Origin of the sequence: Aggregatibacter sp. oral taxon 458 str. W10330, assembly GCF_000466335.1 — a bacterium.
Classification (GTDB): domain Bacteria; phylum Pseudomonadota; class Gammaproteobacteria; order Enterobacterales; family Pasteurellaceae; genus Aggregatibacter.
Genome location: NZ_KE952620.1, coordinates 34,605 through 55,749, shown reverse-complemented (window position 1 = coordinate 55,749; position 21,145 = coordinate 34,605). Strand labels below are relative to the sequence as shown.

Genomic DNA, 21,145 nt, shown 5'->3' with positions numbered 1-21,145 from the left:
CCCTTTCGGGCATTCACCATTTCGTGAGTAGCGTGCATCTTGATGCACGATGAAACCACGCACAGAACGTTATTTAACCTTTCGGGCGTTCAAGATTTCGTGCAACAAGTTGCACGCTACGATTCACTTAAAACACAATAAAAAAGACCGCACTTATGTCATCAAGTGCGGTCGTTTATCGAAACGTTTTTAAATAACACTATAGGCTTTTCGGTAAACGAATTTTTTGCCCCGGGAAGATTTTATCTGCGTCTTTAATCACTTCTTTATTTGCCGTTACGATCGCTGTGTATTTGTTGCCGTCACCATAATGTTTTTCAGCAATTTTCCAAAGGGTATCGCCTTTTTGGATGACATAAAATTCATCATCACCGGCAAGGGTTTCACCGTTTTTCACGGTCACGTCATCAATATTGACGTTACTGATACCGATGATGTTACCCGCCATTAATACCGCTTTTTCTAACGCATCGGCAGAGCTCGCCACGCCCGAAATTTTCGCCACGCCGTTTTCGACTTTCACCGCCACATCTGCAACACCCGGGTTATCTTCGTTAATGTGTTGGGTTACTGCAGCGGAAGCCTCTTCTTCTTTGCTAAAAATTTTTTTGCCAATATCGCCGACAAAATCAAATAATCCCATTTTCATCTCCTTATTGATTCATTCAGGGAGCCACAACATACCCAATTCAGCCGTATAAGTCTAGGAATAAAATGTTAGGCGGGAAAAAGGGTTCTCGATTAGAATAAAACAAATTTAATTTAAAAATAGGAAAAAGTATGCGTTGGCAAGGTCGTAGAGAAAGTTCAAATGTGGAAGACAGACGCTCCTCGGGCGGTGGTTTCGGTGGCGGAAAACCGACCGGTATTTTGGGGCTGATCATTATTTTGGTCGGCGCTTATTATGGCGTGGATTTATCAGGCTTGGTTGGTGAGATGGAGGTGGGCACTACGCAAAGTTCACCTTTGCAATCACAGCAAGAAGACCAATTATTTAAACTCTCCAAAGTGGTGCTGGGCGACACAGAGGAAGTGTGGTCCACATACTTTTCCAAAAATAACCGACAATATGTAGAACCTCGCATGGTTATCTACAATGGCGTAACCCCAACGGCGTGCGGCACGGGGCAATCTGCCATGGGGCCATTCTATTGTCCGAATGATCAACGGGTCTATTTGGATTTATCGTTTTATAACGACATGAAAAATAAACTGGGTGCAGCCGGCGAATCTGCGTTTGCTTATGTGATTGCCCATGAAGTGGGGCATCATGTACAGAATTTATTAGGCACGTTGACACAAGTGCATCGTCTGCAAAGTCGCTCATCCCGCTCAGAAGCGAATCAACTTTCCGTGAAATTGGAACTTCAGGCGGATTGCTATGCCGGCGTGTGGGCATCACAAGCGGTAAAAAGCGGTTTATTTGAACGTGGTGATATTGAAAAAGCGTTTAATGCGGCGGAATCGGTAGGCGATGACCGTTTGCAAAAACGCAGCCAAGGTTATGTGGTTCCCGATAGTTTCACCCATGGCACTTCAGCCCAGCGTTTGCAATGGTTTAAAGTGGGGCTAACCAGCGGCAATCCGGCACAATGTAATACCTTTTAGCGGTTGGCAGAAACAAAAGTGCGGTGGATTTTTGAGGCGTTTTTCAATGCAGAAAAACAATTTAAAAACGCACCGCACTTTATTAAACCAATCAGGAGAAACCTTCGTGTTATTTAAAAAAATATTCGGCATGATTCAATTTAGCGGCTATAAAAGTTTTTCCGGCTTATACGATCGCTATGCCATTATTGGGTTTGAAAAGCAGCTTGATTTCGCTGAACGAGTAGAAAATTTGGATTGGAACGTGGATTTGAAAGCCGGGAAAATCACCTTCGGCGAGCAATATACTTATCCGGTTCAGGTGTTGGGTTCTTTTTCCTTTGAGAGTCAAACCTGGCTTTGGAGTTGGGCAAACCAAGCCGCCAATATTCCGGCAAAGTTGTTGGAACAAGCGAAAGAATTTCGTGCTTATGGCAAAAAATACAAAATTGATGAACTTACAAAACCTAATCGGGAACTTGCCTTAAATGACGTGCATAGTTTTGGTTTGGTCGCGTTGGGGATGTTTGAGTCTGACGGGTATTACGTGGGCAATTTTGGTGCGGGTGCATTGTTGGTGACGGTGAAAGATCGTAGTTTACGCAAGACATTCTCTTTAGAAGAAGAACATTTAAGAATCTTGTCTGTTTATCCGCAATTCATTTCTTTATTTGAAATTAAAGCCCAGAAAAAAGTGCTACAAAATTATGTGACGGCAAAGGAATATCGCATTATCGAAAATACGGAAACCCATTTAATTGCCCGTCGTGGTGAAAAAGAAATTGTCGGTATTTTTGATGAAGAAGGATGTTTGTCCCAGCTGAAAGGGTAGTGCGAGAGAAAGTGCGGTCAATATCTGATGTGTTTTTCCGTTGAAAAACATTATCAATATTGACCGCACTTTTTTTATTCTTTTTCATCAAGCAAACGTTTGCTTTTGGTTTGGCTAAAGATTAGAATTTGCCGATTTTTTTACTTTGAAAGGATACCAAAATGAGTTCTGAAAATTTTAGTTTGAAGCCCGTTCCACAACATGAACGTAAAGGTGCTGTGTCACTGACGTTTGTTATGCTGGGATTAACGTTTTTCTCTGCAAGTATGTGGACGGGCGGCACGCTGGGCACATCACTCACTTACCATGATTTCTGGCTAGCCGTGATCATCGGTAACTTAATGTTAGGGATTTACACGTCATTTCTTGGCTACATCGGTGCAAAAACCGGCTTAACGACCCATGTTTTGGCGCGTTATTCCTTCGGTGTGAAAGGCTCGTGGTTGCCATCTTTAATTTTAGGCGGCACCCAAGTGGGCTGGTTCGGTGTCGGGGTGGCGATGTTTGCGATTCCGGTTAATAAAGTTACCGGCATTGATGTGAACTATTTAATTTTAGGCTCAGGTTTATTAATGACCATTACGGTTTTCTTTGGTATCTCCGCACTGACCATTCTTTCCACTATCGCGGTGCCGGCAATTGCGGTGCTTGGTTCTTATTCGGTGTATTTGGCGGTAACAGATGCCGGTGGCTTATCTGTGTTAGAAAATATCATGCCGAAAGACGACATGTCCTTACCTATGGCAATTACCTTGGTTGTGGGCTCTTTCATCAGCGCCGGTTCATTAACGGCTGACTTCGTGCGTTTCGGACGCAAAGCCAAACAAGCAATTTTAATCAGTATGATTGCGTTCTTCTTGGGCAACTCATTAATGTTCGTCTTTGGCGCCGCCGGAGCAGCGGTAACCGGGATGGCCGATATTTCTGATGTAATGGTTGCACAAGGATTAATTCTGCCGGCGATTATTGTGCTTGGTTTAAATATTTGGACAACTAATGATAATGCGCTTTATGCCTCCGGTTTGGGTTTCGCCAACATTACCGGTTGGAGTAGCCGTCCATTATCAGTGTTAAACGGTGTGATCGGTACGCTTTGTGCCTTGTGGTTATACAACAACTTTGTGGGCTGGTTAACGTTTTTATCTGCCGCGATTCCACCAATTGGTGGCGTGATCATTGCCGACTATATTTTGCGTAATAAGGCCTATGCTAATTTTGAACAAGCAAAATTTGTCACCATCAACTGGACAGCCATTATCTCTGTGGCAATTGGGATTGCTTGCGGTAAATTCTTGCCGGGTATTATTCCGTTAAATGCCGTTATTGGCGGTGCAGTGGCTTATTTTGTGTTAACGCCGTTATTCGGTAAAAAATTGGCGTTCAAATAGGAGCGATAAATGTTAGTTAAAAATATTCATATTAACGGCCGTGAAGGCTTATGGCAGATTGCCATTGAAGACGGCAAGATTGCCCGTATTCTGCCTAACGAACAACAGATTGATTTTTCCGGTGACATTTTAGACGGCGAACAGGGCATTGTGTATCCGCCGTTTGTTGAACCGCACATTCATTTGGATGCGACACAAACCGCAGGACAACCGAACTGGAACCAATCCGGTACCTTATTTGAAGGGATTGAACGTTGGGCTGAGCGAAAATCTTTATTGAGCCATGAGGATGTTAAATCCCGTGCGTGGAAAACCTTAAAATGGCAAATCGCAAATGGCGTGCAACATGTGCGCACCCATGTGGATGTGTCTGACCCTACGTTAACCGCACTGAAAGCCATGCTTGAAGTGAAAAAAGAAGTTGCCCCGTGGGTCGATCTTCAAATTGTGGCATTTCCACAAGAGGGGATTTTGTCTTATCCGAACGGCGAAGCCTTGTTGGATCAAGCCATGGCAATGGGCGCAGATGTGGTGGGAGGCATTCCGCATTTTGAATTCACTCGTGAATACGGTGTGGAATCCATGCATATAGCCTTCAATATTGCCCGCAAATACAACAAACAAATCGATATTCACTGTGATGAAATTGATGATGAACAATCCCGTTTTGTGGAAACGGTTGCAGCATTGGCATTGAAATATGAAATGGGTGACAAAGTGACGGCGAGCCATACTACCGCAATGCATTCGTACAATAATGCCTATGCCTCTCGTCTTTTCCGTTTGTTGAAATTATCCAAAATTCATTTTGTCGCCAATCCGCTCGTCAACATTCATTTGCAAGGTCGATTCGATACTTATCCAAAACGCCGTGGCGTGACGCGCGTCAAAGAAATGCTGAAAAACAAGATCAACGTGTGTTTCGGCCATGATGACGTATTTGACCCATGGTATCCGTTAGGAACGGCGAATATGTTACAGGTGTTACACATGGGGTTACACGTTTGCCAACTCATGGGCTACGGACAAATTAACGACGGTTTAAAATTAGTGACTGAAAACAGTGCAAAAGCGCTAGGGTTACAAGGTTATGGCGTGGAAGAGGGGAATGCCGCTAACTTTATCATTTTACCGGCAGAGAATGGGTTTGATGCGGTACGTCGTCAAGTGCCGACACGTTATTCTATCCGAAACGGCAAGGTCATTGCAGAAACCAAATTAGCTGAAACGACCATTCATTTAAACGATAACGAACGCGTCACCTATCGTTAATCTGTCCTTTTTAAGGATAAGTGCGGTCAATATCCGATGTGTTTTTTCCGTTGAAAAACATCGTCAATATTGACCGCACTTTTTTGTTTTTGCAAACCTCTCTTTCAGTATTTGTCACAGGCTGCGTTCCTCACTATAATTTCCGCTTTTAAAACCAAACCGGTAAATAATTTTATGCAATTAGAACCTGATTTCTGGCGACACAAAAACCTGCTTGATATGAATGATGCCGAATGGGAGGCATTATGTGATGGTTGCGGCAAGTGTTGTTATCGTAAATATATTGATGGCGAAGGGAAATATGAGCGTTTGTATTACACCCGTATCGCGTGCAATTTATTGGATTTAGAAACAGGAAAGTGCGGTAATTATTTGAAACGTTTTGAATTGGAAGAGGATTGTACCAAACTGACCAAAGATAATTTACCTGAATTCAGCTGGCTTCCCGCGACTTGTGCCTATCGTTTGCTTTATGAAGGTAAACCGTTGCCGTCATGGCACCCGTTAATCAGTGGCGATCCTGAGAGTGTGAGAAAAGCCGATATCTTAATTCGACACGGCATTCATGAACGTGATGTGATTGATTGGTTTGACTTTATTTTAGATGAGGATAATGAGGTGTAAGAGATGCCGTATATAGACAATAAACCCGTCGCAGTTTTTCTGATCTTTTGCTAGAATCAGCGGGAAAAACACCTTTCTTATAACCTTGTTTTTCATCGTTTTTTATTTTGTCTCTGATTGGAAATTACAATGGAAAATCAATCTTTTCTACAACAATTCTTTAAATTAAAAGAAAAAGGAACCTCCTCCAAAACGGAAATTATTGCCGGAATCACCACGTTTTTCACCATGGTGTATATCGTTTTCGTGAACCCGTCTGTGCTGGGTGACGCGGGCATGGATAAGCAAGTTGTCTTTGTGACTACGTGTTTAATCGCAGGCTTCGGTACGATTGCCATGGGGTTATTCAGTAACTTGCCTATCGCGTTAGCGCCGGCAATGGGCTTGAATGCCTTCTTTGCTTATGTAGTGGTCGGTAAACTTGGCTATTCTTGGCAAGTGGGCATGGGCACTATTTTCTGGGGCTCTGTGGGCTTATTGCTATTAACCATTTTCCAAATTCGTTATTGGCTGATGGCATCTATTCCGCTCAGTTTGCGGGTCGGCATTGGTGCCGGTATCGGTTTCTTTATCGCTTTAATTGGCTTTAAAAATATGGGGCTGGTGGTTGCGAATCCTGCAACCTTAGTTGCTTTAGGCGATCTACACAGTCCGCAAGTGTTATTGGGCATCCTTGGCTTCTTTATTATCGTGGTATTGGCAGCACGCAATATTTATTCCGGCGTGTTAATTTCTATCGCAACGGTGACCGCACTTGCATTGTATTTTGACGAAAGCGTGATGTTCCATGGCGTGGTTTCCATGCCGCCGGCATTAACGCAAGTGGTTGGTCAAGTAGATATCGCCGGTGCTTTGGATACGGCACTTATTGGTATTATCTTCTCTTTCTTATTAGTAAACTTATTTGACTCTTCCGGCACCTTGCTCGGTGTCACAGACAAAGCCGGGTTCAGCGATGAAAAAGGGCGTTTCCCGAAAATGAAACAAGCCTTATATGTTGATAGTGCGAGCGCCGTTATCGGATCTTATATCGGTACTTCTGCGATCAGTACTTATATTGAAAGTGGCGCAGGCGTATCGGTCGGTGGGCGTACCGGTATGACGGCGGTTGTTGTCGGGTTATTGTTTTTACTGACGATCTTCTTCTCGCCATTGGCCGGCATGGTGCCTGCTTATGCTACCGCGGGCGCATTGGTTTATGTGGGTATTTTGATGGCATCCAGCTTAATTAAAGTGCAATGGGACGACTTAACAGAAGCGACTCCTGCCTTTATTACTGCTGCGATGATGCCATTTACATACTCCATCACCGAAGGAATCGCGTTTGGTTTCGTCAGCTATTGTGTGATGAAAGTCGGAACGGGGCGTTGGCGCGAAGTGAATGCACCGGTTTGGGTGGTTTCTTTATTATTCTTAATTAAATTTATCTGGGTAGGTTAATGATGCAAAAACTTCTTTTTATTTTAAATGAATCGCCATACGGCACAGAAAAAAGCTTCAACGCATTGCGTTTAGCCGTGAATTTGCAGGAAGAACATGGCAAGGAAGTAGAAATTAAAGTGTTCTGTTTTGGTGATTCTGTGTTAAGTGGCATTGCCGGTCAGCATCCAAATGAAGGGTCTAACGTACAACAAGTGATGGAAATCTTGGTGGCACAAGGCGCAGAAGTTAAACTTTGCACAAGCTGCACCAAAGCACGCGGTTTATTTGAATCCAAACTGATTGACGGCGTGACTCGCGGCACCTTAGACGATGTTTCCAAATGGACGTTATGGGCAGATAAAGTCGTTAATTTCTAGCGAGAGTATTGGGCGGATTCGGTTCCGCCCTTATTTTATTCAATATTTTTCATTCTTTTAATCTTAACCATGCAACAACTCAATCCGATTTCTATCCCGTTAAATGCTGTTAGTCTAATTGAAGCCTCTGCCGGTACAGGTAAAACCTATACCATGGGTTCCCTTTATTTGCGCCTATTATTACAGGCAGGGGAAAATACGTTTCCCTCTGCATTAAATGTCGAGCAAATTTTGGTGGTGACCTTTACTGAAATGGCGACAGAGGAGCTGAAACGAAAAATTCGTGAGCGTATTTATGACGCCAAACAAAAATTGACGGCTTATCAGCAGACACAGGATTCGGCAGTCTTTGGACAAGATGATTTTTTACGCGAATTGGTTGCGACAATCAGTGATTTACCGCTTGCCATTCAACGTCTGACCTTGGCGGAGCAAAACATGGATTTGGCGGCGATCTATACCATTCATGGTTTCTGCCGTCGAATGCTGATGCAATACGCATTCAATTCCGGGATTCATTTCAACTTAGAATTAAGTGGCGAAGAAGATGAGCTGTTGTTGCGCTTAGCGCAAAAAATTTGGCGTGACCATTTTTATTCACAGCCTTATGCGGTTGTAGAATTTATTCAAAAAAATTTGGTTTCACCAAGCAATATTGTTAAAAAAATCAAAAAATTTGCCGGGACAGAATTAAAACTCCCGGAAAAACGACCGCACTTTTTTGAGGGCTCTTTCGAGGAATTTCTTTCAAAACTTACTGATTACTCGCAAGCATTAATCGCTCAAACTCAGGAATTAAAGCAAAAATGGCTAGAAAACGAGGTGGAAATTACGGAGTTGATTGAAACAGAAACCAACTCCAAATATAAGAATGCGAAAGAACAAAAATTAAACCGCCGCATTTTCAACGCAGACAAACGCCCGAAATGGCTTGCCGCCATGAAGTATTGGGCAGAAAACGAAAAAGCAGATTTTCCGGATTGTTTTTACCGCTTCGGGCAAATGGCAATAGATGAACAGAAAGGCGAGGAAGCGCAGGAAGCGTTGACTCATCCGCTTTTTATAAAAATTGATGAGTTGTTAACTTTTTATGAGCAACAAACTTTACTGTCTCAAGCGCTTTGGTTTCATTATTTAGAAACGCTGAATGGGCAGTTAGCCGAATACAAACTCAACCACAGCGAAAAAAGTTTTCATGATTTATTGCGCTTGTTAAAAGACGCCTTGCACCACCCGAATAATACTGAATTTGCGCAGATGATTCGTTATCAATTCCCGTTTGCCATGATTGATGAATTTCAGGATACGGACGCGGTACAGTATCAGATCTTTTCTAAGGTGTATGTAGAACCACTACGATTAGAGCACGCGTCGGATAATGGCTTTATTATGATCGGCGACCCAAAGCAGGCGATTTATAAATTCCGTGGCGCAGACATTTTTACTTACTTTAAAGCGGTTGATGAAGCACAGCACCGTTTCAATCTAGGAAAAAATTACCGCTCTCACCAAGATGTTGTGCAATGTGTCAATCACTTGTTTGATTTTCACGAACCGCCTCCGTTTTTATATAAAAAGATTCCATTCTTGCCGGTCGCAGCCAAAGACGAACATCCAAAATTTTGGTTAAACGGTGAAGTAGAACCTGCCGTACGGTTTTATGTGGATGAAGCCTCCGTAAAAGAGAATATGGCGAAAGCCTGTGCCATTTCTATTCAACATTGGTTGCAAAGTGCGGTGGAAAATACCGCCGATTTTCGTTCCGATGAAAAAGGCGTCGAAAAAACCTTAAAACCGGAAAGTATTGCCGTATTGGTTCGTAGTCGCAAAGAAGCTGATTTGGTGAAAAACGAATTACGTCGTCTTGGCATTGCTTCCGTGTTTTTGTCAGAAAATAGCAATGTGTTTGATAGTAAAGCGGCAAAGGATCTGTTGTTGATTTTACGGGCCTGTCTTAATCCGTTTTCCGAACGCAATATTTTAAATGCCGTTGCGACGGCAATTTTTGCGCAAACGGCAGCAGATATTCAGAGTATTCGTTTAGACGAAAACCGGTGGGAATATTGGGTAGAAAAATTTATTCATTATCAAAAAACGTGGCAAAAACAAGGTGTATTAGTGATGTTGCACCAGTTATTCCTACAAGAAAAAATCACTGAAAAATTGTATCCCACTGTGGATGGTAAACGCCTAGTGACGGATTTGTTGCATTTAGCGGAGTTATTGCAAGAAGCAGCAACGTTGAACGAAAGTGAAGCGGCATTGTTACGTTGGTTTGAAAAGCAAATTCAAGGGGAAGATCGACAAAATGAACAACAAGTGCGGTTGGAAAGCGAATTGCAGTTGGTCAAAATTGTCACGATTCATAAATCCAAAGGGTTGGAGTACGATTTAGTTTGGTTGCCGTTTATTGGTTATGCCTCCAAATTTAGGCCTGAACACATTTCTACTTATTATGACCAAGAGCGGAAGGCGGTACTGTGGGATATTGATGGTTCCCATGAGAAGGATATAAAGCAAGAGGATTTTGCCGAACAACTTCGTTTACTCTATGTGGCGCTGACCCGAGCGAAATATCAGTTGAATATCGGTGTGCCGAAAACCTTTGAGGAAAAGTGGAGTGCTTTGTTATATCTACTCACTCAAGGGGAAATTCAAACGAATGAGAAACCGACAGCCTACGATAGCTTATCGTTATTGGAAAAGTTGGTTCATGATGCCCCAGAGGGAAGTATTCAGATTTCTGAAACCACGGCATTAAAAGCGCTAGATGCACCAATGCACTCGGAGACTCCAGCGCCATTAAACGCGGCAACATTTACCGGTCATATTGAACAAAACTGGACGGTGACGAGTTTCAGCGCCATTGAGGCAATTCATCAAAATAAAAAATACTATAAAGAACAACTGGCGGCAGAAAGTGCGGTCGCTTTTGAATCTGTTTTTGATGGTGGCAAAGATTACGATTTTAACGAACAAGCAACAGAAACCATACTTGAAAGCGCTAGTCATGAATCTGCCTATCCTTTCGGTTATTCGCCTTTCGATTTCCCACACGGGATTAAAATCGGTACAGCGTTGCACCGTTTCTTGGAAAAATATGATTTTAGTCAGCCGTTAAATGAAGACAAAGTGCAAAAACTCTGCCAATGGGTACAGTTAGAGGAAACCTGGTTGCCATCTTTACAACAATGGATGAACGCCATTTTAGATACGCCGTTAAGTGCGGATGATCCAACGTTGAAGCTGAATAATTTATCTCGCCAGCAATGTGTGAAAGAAATGCAGTTTTATTTGAAACTCAATCGGGTATTTGATGTGTCGGCATTTAATCGCGCGTTGCAAAAACATCACCGTTTGCCATCGGAAGCGCTGCAATTTGATGCCATTAAAGGCATGTTACGCGGTTTTATGGATTTGGTTTTCTGCCACAACGGGAAATATTATTTGGTGGATTACAAATCGAATTTTCTTGGTGTCGAGCCGCAAAACTATGTTGGCGAAAGCCTTGAGCAAGCCATGCTGGCAAACCATTACGACTGGCAATATTTATTTTACACATTGGCATTACATCGTTATTTGCAACAACGTGACGCAAACTATCATTACGAAACCCATTTTGGCGGCGTGTTTTATTGTTTCTTACGTGGCATGAACGGGGAAAATCAGGATGGTGTGTTTTTTGATAAACCGGATTATGCGTTAATTCAAGCCTTGGAGAATTTGTTCTGATGTTAACTTTATTATCTCAACTCAAAGAAAAAGGCATTATTAACGCCGCCGACTATTATTTTGCCGAGTTTATTCACCGTAAACAGCAACCGTTTAATTATGCGCCCTCTGTGCAAAACTTGGCGGTGCTGATGGCGGCATTGTGTAATTTCAATTATCGCCAAGGCAACACTTGTCTTTTGTTGAACCAAGCCACTGAACAGGATTTATTCGGTTTACAGGATTATTTCAACGAACGTATTTATTTAACGGAAATTCAGCAAAAAATTGATTATGTGCCGATCTCACAATGGCAATCTACGTTGCAAAAGGCACAACACATCGCCTTTACTGATTCGCCATTACAGCAAATTGCGCCTTTGGTGTTGCAGTTTAATTGCTTGTATTTTTATCGCGTGTGGCAAGACGAATTTCGAATTGCCGATTACTTCAAAAGTGCGGTCTGTTTTGAGCCCGTTTTTTCAACCGAGCAACTCTCACAAATTGCCTCGATTCTCGATCGCTATTTTCAGGAAGAACAGGGGATTGATTGGCAAAAAATCGCCGTGGCCATGGCGCTGCGTCAGCGTTTTTGTTTAATTACCGGTGGACCGGGAACGGGGAAAACAACGACCGTAACGAAGTTGCTTTTAACCTTGCAAGAACTGCATCAAAACGATTTGCGCATTAAATTGGTTGCGCCAACAGGTAAAGCGGCAGCGCGTTTAACGGAATCCATTGTGGATGCTGTGGAACGTTTAAAACTAACATTTGCACAGGATCCAAATCAGCGGGAAATCATCGAGAATCTGACGATTCCGATGAGCGCAGAAACGATCCATCGTTTGCTTGGTGTGCGCTTTTTCAGTGAAGAAACCCGTTATCACGCCGATAATCCATTGCCGTTGGATGTGTTGGTGGTGGATGAGGCATCCATGATCGATCTCACCTTAATGGCAAAATTGCTTAATGCCCTCAAACCGGACACCAAACTGATTTTGTTGGGCGATAAAGATCAACTTGCTTCCGTAGAAGCCGGTGCTATTTTGGGCGAATTAGGGTGTTTTGTGAATGCGACAAAACCGACATACAGCTCGTCAATGGCGCAATATTTACAGGCAACAACAGGGATGACATTGCCATCAGAAGATAAGATAAACGCCATTAGCGACAGTATTTGTTATTTACAAGTCAGTCGCCGTTTTGGGGCGAATCCGGAAGTGGGTGAGTTGGCAACGACTGTGAATTTAGGTAATGCGGCCAAGAGTTGGCAGTTATTGCAACAATATCAACAACATCAAGATAAGCATTGTGGTGTGTACTTAACGGATTTTGCGCATTATTTGAGTAATAAAGACGATGTGCAACAGCGCAAAGCCTGTGTGAAATTGATTGTTGATCGTGCTGCGCAAGAATATGCGCGCTATTTGCAACAGATTCCGTCAGAGGGCGTTCTTCATGAAGATCAAGTGCGGTCAATTTTTGCCGCGTTTAACCGCATCCGCTTTTTAACCGCATTACGCGTAGGCGAGTTTGGTGTCGAGCAGTTAAACCTCGCTATCGCAGAAAAATTGCGTCAAAAACGTTTGTTACAATTTCATCAGGAACGGGAATGGTATATCGGCAAGCCGATTATGGTGACGCAAAATGACAGCAGTGTCGGCTTGTATAACGGCGACATCGGCATTTATTTAGGCCATGGGCGAGTGTGGTTTGAACAAGGGCAAAATAGCTACAAAAAAGTGCTGGCAAGCCGTATGCCGAATCATGAGACTGCCTTTGTCATGACCGTGCATAAATCTCAAGGTTCCGAATTTCCACATACGTTCCTGATTTTACCGTTAGAAAATAGCCCGGTCTTATCCAAAGAGCTGGTTTATACCGGCATTACGCGCACTAAAGATTTCCTCACGGTGTTTGCATTGCAGAGCGTGTGGGAAAGTGCGGTGAAAAATCCGGTGCAACGACAAAGCGGATTAGGGCAGTTATTAGAAGAATAAAGGAAAATACATGACAAAATGGGATGAGCGTTATCAAACAGAAGAATACATTTTCGGCACGGAGCCCAATGAGTTTATCGCCAGAATTCAGCCTTACTTGCCAACCTCGGGAAGAGCCTTAGATCTTGCCACGGGAGAAGGGCGTAATGGCATCTTTTTAGCCCGTCACGGATTAGAAACGGAAGGCGTGGATTTGTCTCAAGTGGGCCTACGAAAAGCGCAAGCGTTAGCGCATCGTTATCAGGTGCCATTCACAACGAGATTGGCGAATATTGCCGAAATGGCGATGCCAACAGCGCATTATGCGGTGATTACGTCCGTCTTTTGTCATTTTATGGAACCGGAACGGACTCAAATCATGCAACGTATTGTGAATGCCTTGCAACCGGGCGGCTTGTTTGCCGGTGTGTTTTATCATCCCGATCAACTTCATTATGGCACCGGTGGGCCGAGTCACGTTGAAATGCTCGGCACCTTAGCGGAGATGCAACAAGCATTATTGGGGCTGGAATGGCTATTGGCAGAGCATGATGTGCGAGAAATGAATGAAGGTCGTCGTCATGTCGGCACCAGTTCTGTGATTTGCCTGTTAGGACGCAAACCCTAGATTTTTTATTTGACAGTGACGAATAAAAAGACAAAGTGCGGTCAATATTTATCGTATTTTCCCTGCAAAACCGTTAGCTTTTCGGTGAAATTTTCTGTATAATCGCCCGACCCTGTGAATGTTGCGGATTCCCACCGCACATTATTTTGTCGAGATCGCACTCGAAGGGGTGAAGATTAAGATAACTGGTTGTGCTTTTTTAAGCACTGGGTATTAATATTATTATATTGGTAATTAATTAATGAAAACTTTTGTAGCAAAACCAGAAACGGTTAAACGCGACTGGTATGTAGTAGATGCGACAGGTAAAACTTTAGGTCGTTTGGCGACTGAATTAGCGCGTCGTCTTCGTGGTAAACATAAAGCTGAATATACTCCGCACGTTGACACAGGTGATTACATCATCGTTATCAACGCGGACAAAGTTGCTGTAACCGGTAACAAAGATAGCGATAAAATTTACTACTGGCACACAGGCTATGTAGGTGGTATCAAACAAGCGACTTTCAAAGAAATGATCGCACGCCGTCCTGAAGCAGTGATTGAAATTGCGGTTAAAGGTATGTTGCCAAAAGGTCCATTAGGCCGTGCAATGTTCCGTAAATTAAAAGTGTACGCAGGTGCTGAACACCAACACGCTGCACAACAACCACAAGTCTTAGATATTTAATCACGAGGTTTTAGGATATGGCAGAGAATCAAAACTACGGCACAGGTCGCCGCAAAAGCTCTTCAGCTCGTGTATTTATCAAACCGGGCAATGGTAAGATCACCATCAACCAACGTGAATTAGACGTATATTTCGGTCGCGAAACTGCTCGCATGGTAGTTCGTCAACCGTTAGAATTGGTTGAATTAACTGATAAATTAGACCTATACATCACTGTTAAAGGTGGTGGTATTTCCGGTCAAGCGGGTGCAATCCGTCATGGTATTACCCGTGCATTGATGGAATACGATGAAACCTTACGCCCAGCACTTCGTGCAGCAGGCTTCGTTACTCGTGACGCACGTCGCGTTGAACGTAAAAAAGTGGGTTTACACAAAGCACGTCGTCGTCCACAATACTCCAAACGTTAATTTTTATACGTTTTTCCAAAAAGCAGAGAGCAATCTCTGCTTTTTTTATGTGTGAAATTCAGCAAAAGTGCGGTGGGTTTTTAGAATGTTTTTGAGATCTGCCAAGCCTTGTTATAATGCACGCCGTTTTAAGTAAAATCAGAGTAGAACATGAAAATTGCATTAGGTGTGGAATACGACGGAAAACAGTATTTCGGTTGGCAGAAACAAGAAAAAGTGGCCAGCGTACAGGCTGAACTGGAGCGGGCGATTTCCACCGTTGCCAATGAAGACATCAGTATTTTCTGTGCAGGTCGTACGGATTCCGGCGTACACGCCACTGGGCAAGTGATTCACTTTGAAACGACTGCTAATCGTCCTGAGAAAGCCTGGAGTTTTGGTGTCAACGCCAATTTGCCCGATGATATTGCTGTGCGATGGACGAAAGCGGTTGATGATGATTTTCATGCCCGTTTTAGTGCCACCGCCCGTCGTTATCGTTACATTTTATATTGCAACAAATTGCGTTCAGCCATTTTGCCGCAAGGCGTGACACATTGCCATTTGGAACTCGATCATCAATTAATGCACGAAGCGGGGCAAGCATTGCTCGGAGAAAATGATTTTAGTTCTTTCCGCGCTGCGCAATGCCAATCCAACACGCCGTGGCGCAATGTACATCATTTAAACGTGAGCCGTCTGGGGCAATATATTATCGTGGATATTCAAGCAAACGCCTTTGTACATCACATGGTGCGTAACATTGTGGGGAGCTTAATTGAGGTGGGTTGCGGCAATCAACCGGTGGAATGGGTAGCTTGGCTGTTAGCGCAAAAAGATCGTACTCTCGCCGCACCGACAGCGAAACCGGAAGGATTATATTTGGTCAATGTGCTTTATCCTGAGCGATTTGCGTTGCCGAAAATGCCGATGGGGCCATTATTTCTCGCAGATTAATTTAAAAATACTGAAAAGTGACCGCACTTTAGGTTGAAAAATAAAGTGCGGTCATTTTTTCATAAGAATTTTAAGTGAGTTCTAAAGCGCAATACGGCTTTACCACCAACCTAATAGCTTCATCCATAAACCGCCGACACCAAACCAGATAATGAGTGATACGATGGAGTCCTTTCTCAAGGAATATAATATGCCTGTTGAACTAAAAAGCACAATAATGATGTGGAAATTAATGCCTTTTATTTTGAGGGCTAAGTTGGCGTAAAATGATGTTATCAAAGTAATAAGAGGAACATGGAATGGCTGAGTTAACCCAACAAGTTTTCGAGTATGTTTTCACCCAATATGACACAAAGCCGGAATATTTGTGGAAGACACACCCTGACTATGCTGTATTGCGTCATGCCGATAATCGCAAATGGTATGCCATTGTGATGAATGTTGAAAAATCGTCATTGGGGCGAAAGGGCACAGGAAAATTGCCGGTGATGAACGTGAAATGTTCCCCTGAAATGCTGACCGTATTTTTGCCGCAAGCAGGTTTCCTACCAGCCTATCACATGAACAAAAATCACTGGTTGACGGTCTTGTTGGATGGCTCTGTGGAGAAAGATACCGTGCTGTTTTTATTGAACGCCAGCTTTGATCTCACCAGCACCCGCCAAGTGAAAAAGCAACTTGGGATCGCCCGTTATACAGAATGGATCGTGCCGGCCAACCCGAAATATTATGATGTGGAGAAAGACTTGCGCGAAGGCGGTGAGATACATTGGAAGCAGAGCAACAATATTGCTGTGGATGACATTGTGTATATGTACATCACTGAACCTACGGGGGCTATTCGCTATAAATGTTTGGTATTAGAGGTGAACATTCCGTATCACAAAAAACGAACGGATGATTTACAGGTGAAAAGAGTTATGAAAATTCGTTGCTTGAAAGAATACGATAAGACCCTCATCCCCCGCGCTAAAATGGCACAGTTCGGTGTCACTGCCGTACGCGGCCCACGGCATATGCCTTATGCATTAAAACAGGAAATTGCGCTGTTGAGCGGAGAGTGAGTCAAAAAGTAAAAACACATTAAAAATAAACCGCACTTTGAGCAAGATATGCAAAAGTGCGGTTTGTTTTTAGGGGAAAATTGAAAGATTAATACATGCCTTCACGCTCTTCACGGGTGCTGATAAAGATATTTTTTACCTGTGTATAGGCGGCAAGCATCATTTTATGGGTTTCACGACCAATACCGGAAGTTTTGTAACCACCAAACGGTGCGCCGGCCGGTAAACGGTTATAGCAGTTCACCCAAACACGACCGGTTTCGAGCGCGCGTGCAACCCGTAGTGCACGGTTAATGTTATACGTCCACACCGCGCCGCCCAGGCCATAATCACTGTCGTTCGCCATTTGGATCACATCTGCTTCATCTTTAAACTTGATCACCACGGCGACCGGCCCGAAAATTTCTTCTTGCGCGACACGTTTTTTATTATCCGGCGCTAAAATTAAGGTCGGTTGGAAAAATTCGCCGCGAGCCAATGCCGGGTCGGTTGATTTACCGCCACCAAGGATGATTTGGCAACCTTCTTCTTTCGCAATATCAATATACTTACTAATCACCTTAATTTGATTTCCGTTGACTTGTGCGCCCATTTGGGTGTCATCTTCCCAAGGTAAGCCGACTTTGACTTTCTTAAATTCTTCTTTTAATGCCGCGATGAATTTATCGTAAATGCTTTCTTGTACGAAGATCCGTGAACCGGCACAACATACCTGCCCTTGGTTGAAGAGAATCCCTTTTTGTGCGCCTTCCAACGCTTTATCAAATGGCATATCGTCAAAGAAAATATTGGCGGATTTGCCACCTAATTCCAAAGTAGATGGAATCAACATTTCAGCAGCCGCCATCCCGATTTTTCGACCGATTTCAGTGGAGCCGGTGAATGCCAGTTTGCTAAATCCCGGGTGACGTAACATGTATTCGCCGGATTTGGATCCCTTGCCGGTAATGACATTGAAAACGCCTTTCGGCAACAAATGATTAATTTTTTGCGCTAAAGAAAGCAGACTCAATGATGTGGAGGAAGACGGGTGAATCACGACAGTACAACCGGCTGCCAATGCCGGCGCAATTTTCCATGCGGCCATTAAGAACGGGAAGTTCCACGGAATAATTTGACCGACAACACCAATCGGCTCGCGTAAAATCAATGACAAGTCTTCGCTATCCAGTTGGTTTGCCACACCTTCTTCGGAACGAATCACGCTGGCAAAATAACGGAAATGATCGGATGCCAACGGAATGTCTGCTGCGCGTGTTTCGCGAATTGGTTTACCGTTATCCAGTGTTTCTTGCAAGGCAAATAATTCGGTATTTTCGTCAATAATGTCTGCAATTTTATTTAGAATTGTAGTGCGTTCCGTTGCGCTCGTGTTTTTCCAGGTTTTAAAGGCTTCTTTTGCCGCATTCACAGCAGCATCCACATCCGCATCGGTAGCGTCAATAAAGGTCGCTAATGCGTCTCCATTTGCTGGATTATGTGCTGTTAAGGTGTTGCCTTCTGAACCATCCGTCCATTCGCCGTTGATCAATAAACCGTAGTGTTTGTCAAAGACATTAAGATCTTTTGTCATCTCTTTTCTCCTTTTTCTACGTGATGAATCAAAGTGATACCTGCTCTTTTTACACAGACAGGTCTTTACTATTTTGTCCCCAAAAGAGGACAGTGGTTCAATTTGAGCACAAGACAAGACTTGAAACTGCGAGATAGATCACATTTTGATGGTGATGAGAAAAGGTAGGAAAAATTGATTTGATAGATGGACAAAACAAAGCAAAGAAAAAACTCTTTGAAAAGAGACCGCACTTTGAAGGAGAAAATCAAAGTGCGGTCATTTTTTCTATTTTATTTTGGGTAACTTCCTTTAGAAATTACGTTCGACAGACACAAACCACTCTCCGCTGGTGCGGGAATAAAATTCAGGAATATTACTGTCAATTTTACGGTAACGATAATTTAACTTAGGAATAAAGCCTTTCCATTGCATTTTGTTATGCCACAGTGAGGCGTTAAAACCATATTCTTTATCTTGTCGTTTTTTCATTGGGAAATAGAAGTTTTTTGCCCGAAAATCGCGTTTGACATACCGAATGCTTAAGCGTGTCGCGAAATCCTTGATTTGCCAGACGGTGCCGAGATTAACACCACGACGAAGCGAGGATTCTGCTTTGTCTTTACTGCGATCTAGGCTGCCTTCCACACCGCCGAAAAGTAACCAATTCGGCTTTGCCTGATAACTTAATGAGAGCGTTGTGCCATTGATATAGCCGTTATGACGGCGTGCAACGTTAGCATCCGCATAGCGTTTTTGCGTATGGGAAAGCGTGCTGGAGAACGACCAAAGTGCGGTTAATTCACGGCGTAAATCTACGGTAATGCCATAATTTTGGCTATAGCGTGGTGCGCCTAACCAATTTTGCTCAAAAAACGGCGTAATTCCCCATGTCTGTAATATTGTACGATGTTTATAGCCTATGGCTGTATAGAGAGATTTTTCACTGTAGTCTTGATTGTCCCAATAATGCACGCCGCCAAAACGGCTGTTTAAGGTCACAAAATGATTGCCGGCGACATTGATTTTACGACTTAAGCCCAGCCCATAACGAAAACCGTGTGCTTTTTGTGGCAAAGATTCTTTGTCTTTTTTAAAGCGCAATTTACCTAATAAAATATCTTGTTGAGATGAGGCGTTATTCACATTGTCGGTTTGGGTATATTGCCATTCTACATCCGCTTTCCAGCCTTGGCGTTCTTTCATTGCCTCCAAGTAACGCTGAGTAAATTGTTGCATGGCTGGGGATAATGCCGGTTTAGCACGCTCAAGTTCTGCCTTGGCTTGGCGATATTGTTTATTTTCAAACAACATTACGCCCAAATCAAAACGTGGATAAGCCAGTTCTGGCTTTTCATCAACAATCTGCTGATAAAGACGAATCGCTTGCTTATGGTTGCGTTCTGCCCGCAACATTGCCCCTAGGGCATAACGATATAGCGTGACATCGTGCTGAGGTTGCGATTGATAAAGCGGCAACGTTTGTTTCAATATGCCCCATTGTTGTTTTACCACACTATAGTTGATCAGTTTTTCCAGTTTAGTTTGGGTATTGTCATTGGATTCAAATGTCATCGGTGCTGAAAGTGCGGTGGATTTCTCCGGCGTTTTTATCTGTGGTTCTTCCGTTTTCGGCACAATATTCTTTTCAAAGAAAACAGGCTGTGGTGCTTGGAAGGTTTCGGCTTGAGTAACTAAGGGAAGTAGAATGATAAAATAGGGAAGTTTTTTCATAGTCGATTAGAAAGTAATGCCGTTTAAACCGAAGTTCAAACGGCATTTTTATATTAAAGGAAAAGTTTATTTCTGGATTTCGCCACGTGTACCACCGAAGCCGACTGCATCTTTTCCATCAAGAGTGACTTTACCGCCAATTTCTTCCGCATTTTTACCAAAGAAATCTAAAGAATAAGAACCTGATTTGTAACCTTGGGTTGCACTAGATGAAATACCAGAGCCTGAAATAGAACCCTGTTCTAATGTAATGTTATTTCCTAAGCCGGTAATAGTTCCTGAGCCTGTTTTATTTGCAAAATTAACATTGTAATCTAGTGCTCCATTATTTTTGGCATCAAATGCTTTACCACTATAATTAGCTGTTCCTTCCGTTGGTATCGCGTCTAATTTTGTTTTTAGACCAGTAATTTGTACATTCGATAGTTCATTAATAGGAGAATAATTACGAACACCTGATTTTGTATTGGCAACAATAATTGAATATGGTTGGTTATAGATTGCTTTACCGGTAGTAATAGTTTCTTCTACTGAATAGCAACGTCCATTTGTACAACCAGATGAGGAACTACTTGATGTGCCATATTGGTTTGTAGTTAGCCCATTACGATATTGTCCATTATAAATTCCTTTAGCATTATTGATGATAAGTGTTTCAAGGTTAGCTTTTGCTGTATCTTCATCTAAATCTACATTATTTTTAGCAAAATCAGCGGCTTGATGTTCATTAAGACCTTCAGCAATAGCAAGTTTTGTCAAATCTTTTATTTTAATCATGTTATCTAAATTTGCTTTAGATACATCATCTTCATTATTGATATTATTTTGCGCAAATTGTTTTGCTTCGTCATCGTTTAGCCCTTTAGCTTTAGCTTGTTCAATTAACTCAGCAGTTTTTTGTGCAATACGAGCCTCTTCGGCTTTACGTGCTTCTTCGGCTTGACGAGCTTCTTCAGCTT

The 21,145-nt window shown here is 42.9% G+C and carries 18 protein-coding genes; 14 read left to right on the top strand and 4 right to left on the bottom strand.

Translation table 11 applies throughout. The features are described 5' to 3' along the window. Positions 1-199: 199 nt before the first annotated feature. Positions 200-643, bottom strand: coding sequence for a peptidoglycan-binding protein LysM (lysM, locus tag HMPREF9065_RS01595; RefSeq protein WP_033002716.1), 444 nt, complete (start codon positions 641-643; stop codon positions 200-202). A 137-nt stretch (positions 644-780) separates the two neighbouring features. Between lysM and HMPREF9065_RS01600 the strand changes: the two genes are divergently transcribed. From HMPREF9065_RS01600 to HMPREF9065_RS01660, 14 genes are all read left to right on the top strand, one after another. Next, positions 781-1,608, top strand: a complete 828-nt coding sequence (locus tag HMPREF9065_RS01600) for a KPN_02809 family neutral zinc metallopeptidase (RefSeq protein ID WP_021616800.1) — start codon at positions 781-783, stop codon at positions 1,606-1,608. 46 nt (positions 1,609-1,654) lie between these two features. After that, positions 1,655-2,419 (top strand): DUF6882 domain-containing protein, encoded by a 765-nt coding sequence (locus tag HMPREF9065_RS09795; protein ID WP_021616799.1) that lies wholly within the window; start codon positions 1,655-1,657, stop codon positions 2,417-2,419. Positions 2,420-2,580: 161 nt separating this feature from the next. After that, on the top strand, positions 2,581-3,807 hold the full coding sequence (codB, locus tag HMPREF9065_RS01605; protein ID WP_021616798.1) for a cytosine permease: 1,227 nt from the start codon (positions 2,581-2,583) through the stop codon (positions 3,805-3,807). 9 nt (positions 3,808-3,816) lie between these two features. Then, a complete protein-coding gene (locus tag HMPREF9065_RS01610) occupies positions 3,817-5,079 on the top strand; it encodes a cytosine deaminase (protein WP_021616797.1) in 1,263 nt (420 codons plus the stop codon). Positions 5,080-5,253: 174 nt separating this feature from the next. Continuing rightward, entirely contained in the window at positions 5,254-5,703 is a 450-nt protein-coding gene (locus HMPREF9065_RS01615) for a YcgN family cysteine cluster protein (protein ID WP_033002714.1), read from the top strand. Positions 5,704-5,832: 129 nt separating this feature from the next. Next, a complete protein-coding gene (locus HMPREF9065_RS01620) occupies positions 5,833-7,143 on the top strand; it encodes an NCS2 family permease (RefSeq protein WP_021616795.1) in 1,311 nt (436 codons plus the stop codon). A 2-nt stretch (positions 7,144-7,145) separates the two neighbouring features. Continuing rightward, positions 7,146-7,502, top strand: coding sequence for a DsrE/DsrF/TusD sulfur relay family protein (locus tag HMPREF9065_RS01625; protein ID WP_033002726.1), 357 nt, complete (start codon positions 7,146-7,148; stop codon positions 7,500-7,502). 69 nt (positions 7,503-7,571) lie between these two features. Continuing rightward, positions 7,572-11,234, top strand: a complete 3,663-nt coding sequence (recB, locus tag HMPREF9065_RS01630) for an exodeoxyribonuclease V subunit beta (protein WP_021616793.1) — start codon at positions 7,572-7,574, stop codon at positions 11,232-11,234. Further along, on the top strand, positions 11,234-13,213 hold the full coding sequence (gene recD, locus HMPREF9065_RS01635) for an exodeoxyribonuclease V subunit alpha (protein ID WP_021616792.1): 1,980 nt from the start codon (positions 11,234-11,236) through the stop codon (positions 13,211-13,213). The genes recB and recD overlap by 1 nt, the downstream gene beginning before the upstream one ends. A 10-nt stretch (positions 13,214-13,223) precedes the next feature. Beyond that, positions 13,224-13,820, top strand: coding sequence for a class I SAM-dependent methyltransferase (locus tag HMPREF9065_RS01640; RefSeq protein ID WP_021616791.1), 597 nt, complete (start codon positions 13,224-13,226; stop codon positions 13,818-13,820). Positions 13,821-14,061: 241 nt separating this feature from the next. Beyond that, positions 14,062-14,490 carry a 50S ribosomal protein L13 gene (gene rplM, locus HMPREF9065_RS01645; protein ID WP_006718336.1) on the top strand — a complete coding sequence of 143 codons (429 nt, stop codon included), beginning with the start codon at positions 14,062-14,064 and terminating at the stop codon, positions 14,488-14,490. 17 nt (positions 14,491-14,507) lie between these two features. Next, positions 14,508-14,900: a 30S ribosomal protein S9 gene (rpsI, locus tag HMPREF9065_RS01650; RefSeq protein WP_005557091.1), complete on the top strand. Its 393-nt coding sequence runs from the start codon at positions 14,508-14,510 to the stop codon at positions 14,898-14,900. A 150-nt stretch (positions 14,901-15,050) separates the two neighbouring features. Then, positions 15,051-15,836 carry a tRNA pseudouridine(38-40) synthase TruA gene (truA, locus tag HMPREF9065_RS01655; protein WP_021616790.1) on the top strand — a complete coding sequence of 262 codons (786 nt, stop codon included), beginning with the start codon at positions 15,051-15,053 and terminating at the stop codon, positions 15,834-15,836. A 299-nt stretch (positions 15,837-16,135) separates the two neighbouring features. After that, the gene (locus tag HMPREF9065_RS01660; protein WP_021616789.1) at positions 16,136-16,900 is read left to right on the top strand and encodes an MmcQ/YjbR family DNA-binding protein; all 765 of its coding nucleotides are present in this window, start codon (positions 16,136-16,138) and stop codon (positions 16,898-16,900) included. Between the two features lie 88 nt (positions 16,901-16,988). On the opposite strand, the gene HMPREF9065_RS01665 is transcribed toward HMPREF9065_RS01660, so the two are convergent. From HMPREF9065_RS01665 to HMPREF9065_RS01675, 3 genes are all read right to left on the bottom strand, one after another. Further along, positions 16,989-18,473 carry an aldehyde dehydrogenase family protein gene (locus HMPREF9065_RS01665; protein ID WP_021616788.1) on the bottom strand — a complete coding sequence of 495 codons (1,485 nt, stop codon included), beginning with the start codon at positions 18,471-18,473 and terminating at the stop codon, positions 16,989-16,991. A gap of 291 nt (positions 18,474-18,764) precedes the next feature. Further along, positions 18,765-20,186, bottom strand: coding sequence for a surface lipoprotein assembly modifier (locus HMPREF9065_RS01670; protein ID WP_021616787.1), 1,422 nt, complete (start codon positions 20,184-20,186; stop codon positions 18,765-18,767). A 66-nt stretch (positions 20,187-20,252) separates the two neighbouring features. Then, on the bottom strand, positions 20,253-21,145 hold an 893-nt coding region (locus tag HMPREF9065_RS01675; RefSeq protein ID WP_021616786.1), incomplete at its 5' end, for a Slam-dependent surface lipoprotein.

Excerpts from the sequence above, each read along its gene's own strand:
- lysM (WP_033002716.1), bottom strand. The coding sequence starts at position 643 with ATGGGATTATTTGATTTTGTCGGCGATATTGGCAAAAAAATTTTTAGC.
- HMPREF9065_RS01600 (WP_021616800.1), top strand. The coding sequence starts at position 781 with ATGCGTTGGCAAGGTCGTAGAGAAAGTTCAAATGTGGAAGACAGACGC.
- HMPREF9065_RS09795 (WP_021616799.1), top strand. The coding sequence starts at position 1,655 with ATGCAGAAAAACAATTTAAAAACGCACCGCACTTTATTAAACCAATCA.
- codB (WP_021616798.1), top strand. The coding sequence starts at position 2,581 with ATGAGTTCTGAAAATTTTAGTTTGAAGCCCGTTCCACAACATGAACGT.
- HMPREF9065_RS01610 (WP_021616797.1), top strand. The coding sequence starts at position 3,817 with ATGTTAGTTAAAAATATTCATATTAACGGCCGTGAAGGCTTATGGCAG.
- HMPREF9065_RS01615 (WP_033002714.1), top strand. The coding sequence starts at position 5,254 with ATGCAATTAGAACCTGATTTCTGGCGACACAAAAACCTGCTTGATATG.
- HMPREF9065_RS01620 (WP_021616795.1), top strand. The coding sequence starts at position 5,833 with ATGGAAAATCAATCTTTTCTACAACAATTCTTTAAATTAAAAGAAAAA.
- HMPREF9065_RS01625 (WP_033002726.1), top strand. The coding sequence starts at position 7,146 with ATGCAAAAACTTCTTTTTATTTTAAATGAATCGCCATACGGCACAGAA.
- recB (WP_021616793.1), top strand. The coding sequence starts at position 7,572 with ATGCAACAACTCAATCCGATTTCTATCCCGTTAAATGCTGTTAGTCTA.
- recD (WP_021616792.1), top strand. The coding sequence starts at position 11,234 with ATGTTAACTTTATTATCTCAACTCAAAGAAAAAGGCATTATTAACGCC.
- HMPREF9065_RS01640 (WP_021616791.1), top strand. The coding sequence starts at position 13,224 with ATGACAAAATGGGATGAGCGTTATCAAACAGAAGAATACATTTTCGGC.
- rplM (WP_006718336.1), top strand. The coding sequence starts at position 14,062 with ATGAAAACTTTTGTAGCAAAACCAGAAACGGTTAAACGCGACTGGTAT.
- rpsI (WP_005557091.1), top strand. The coding sequence starts at position 14,508 with ATGGCAGAGAATCAAAACTACGGCACAGGTCGCCGCAAAAGCTCTTCA.
- truA (WP_021616790.1), top strand. The coding sequence starts at position 15,051 with ATGAAAATTGCATTAGGTGTGGAATACGACGGAAAACAGTATTTCGGT.
- HMPREF9065_RS01660 (WP_021616789.1), top strand. The coding sequence starts at position 16,136 with ATGGCTGAGTTAACCCAACAAGTTTTCGAGTATGTTTTCACCCAATAT.
- HMPREF9065_RS01665 (WP_021616788.1), bottom strand. The coding sequence starts at position 18,473 with ATGACAAAAGATCTTAATGTCTTTGACAAACACTACGGTTTATTGATC.
- HMPREF9065_RS01670 (WP_021616787.1), bottom strand. The coding sequence starts at position 20,186 with ATGAAAAAACTTCCCTATTTTATCATTCTACTTCCCTTAGTTACTCAA.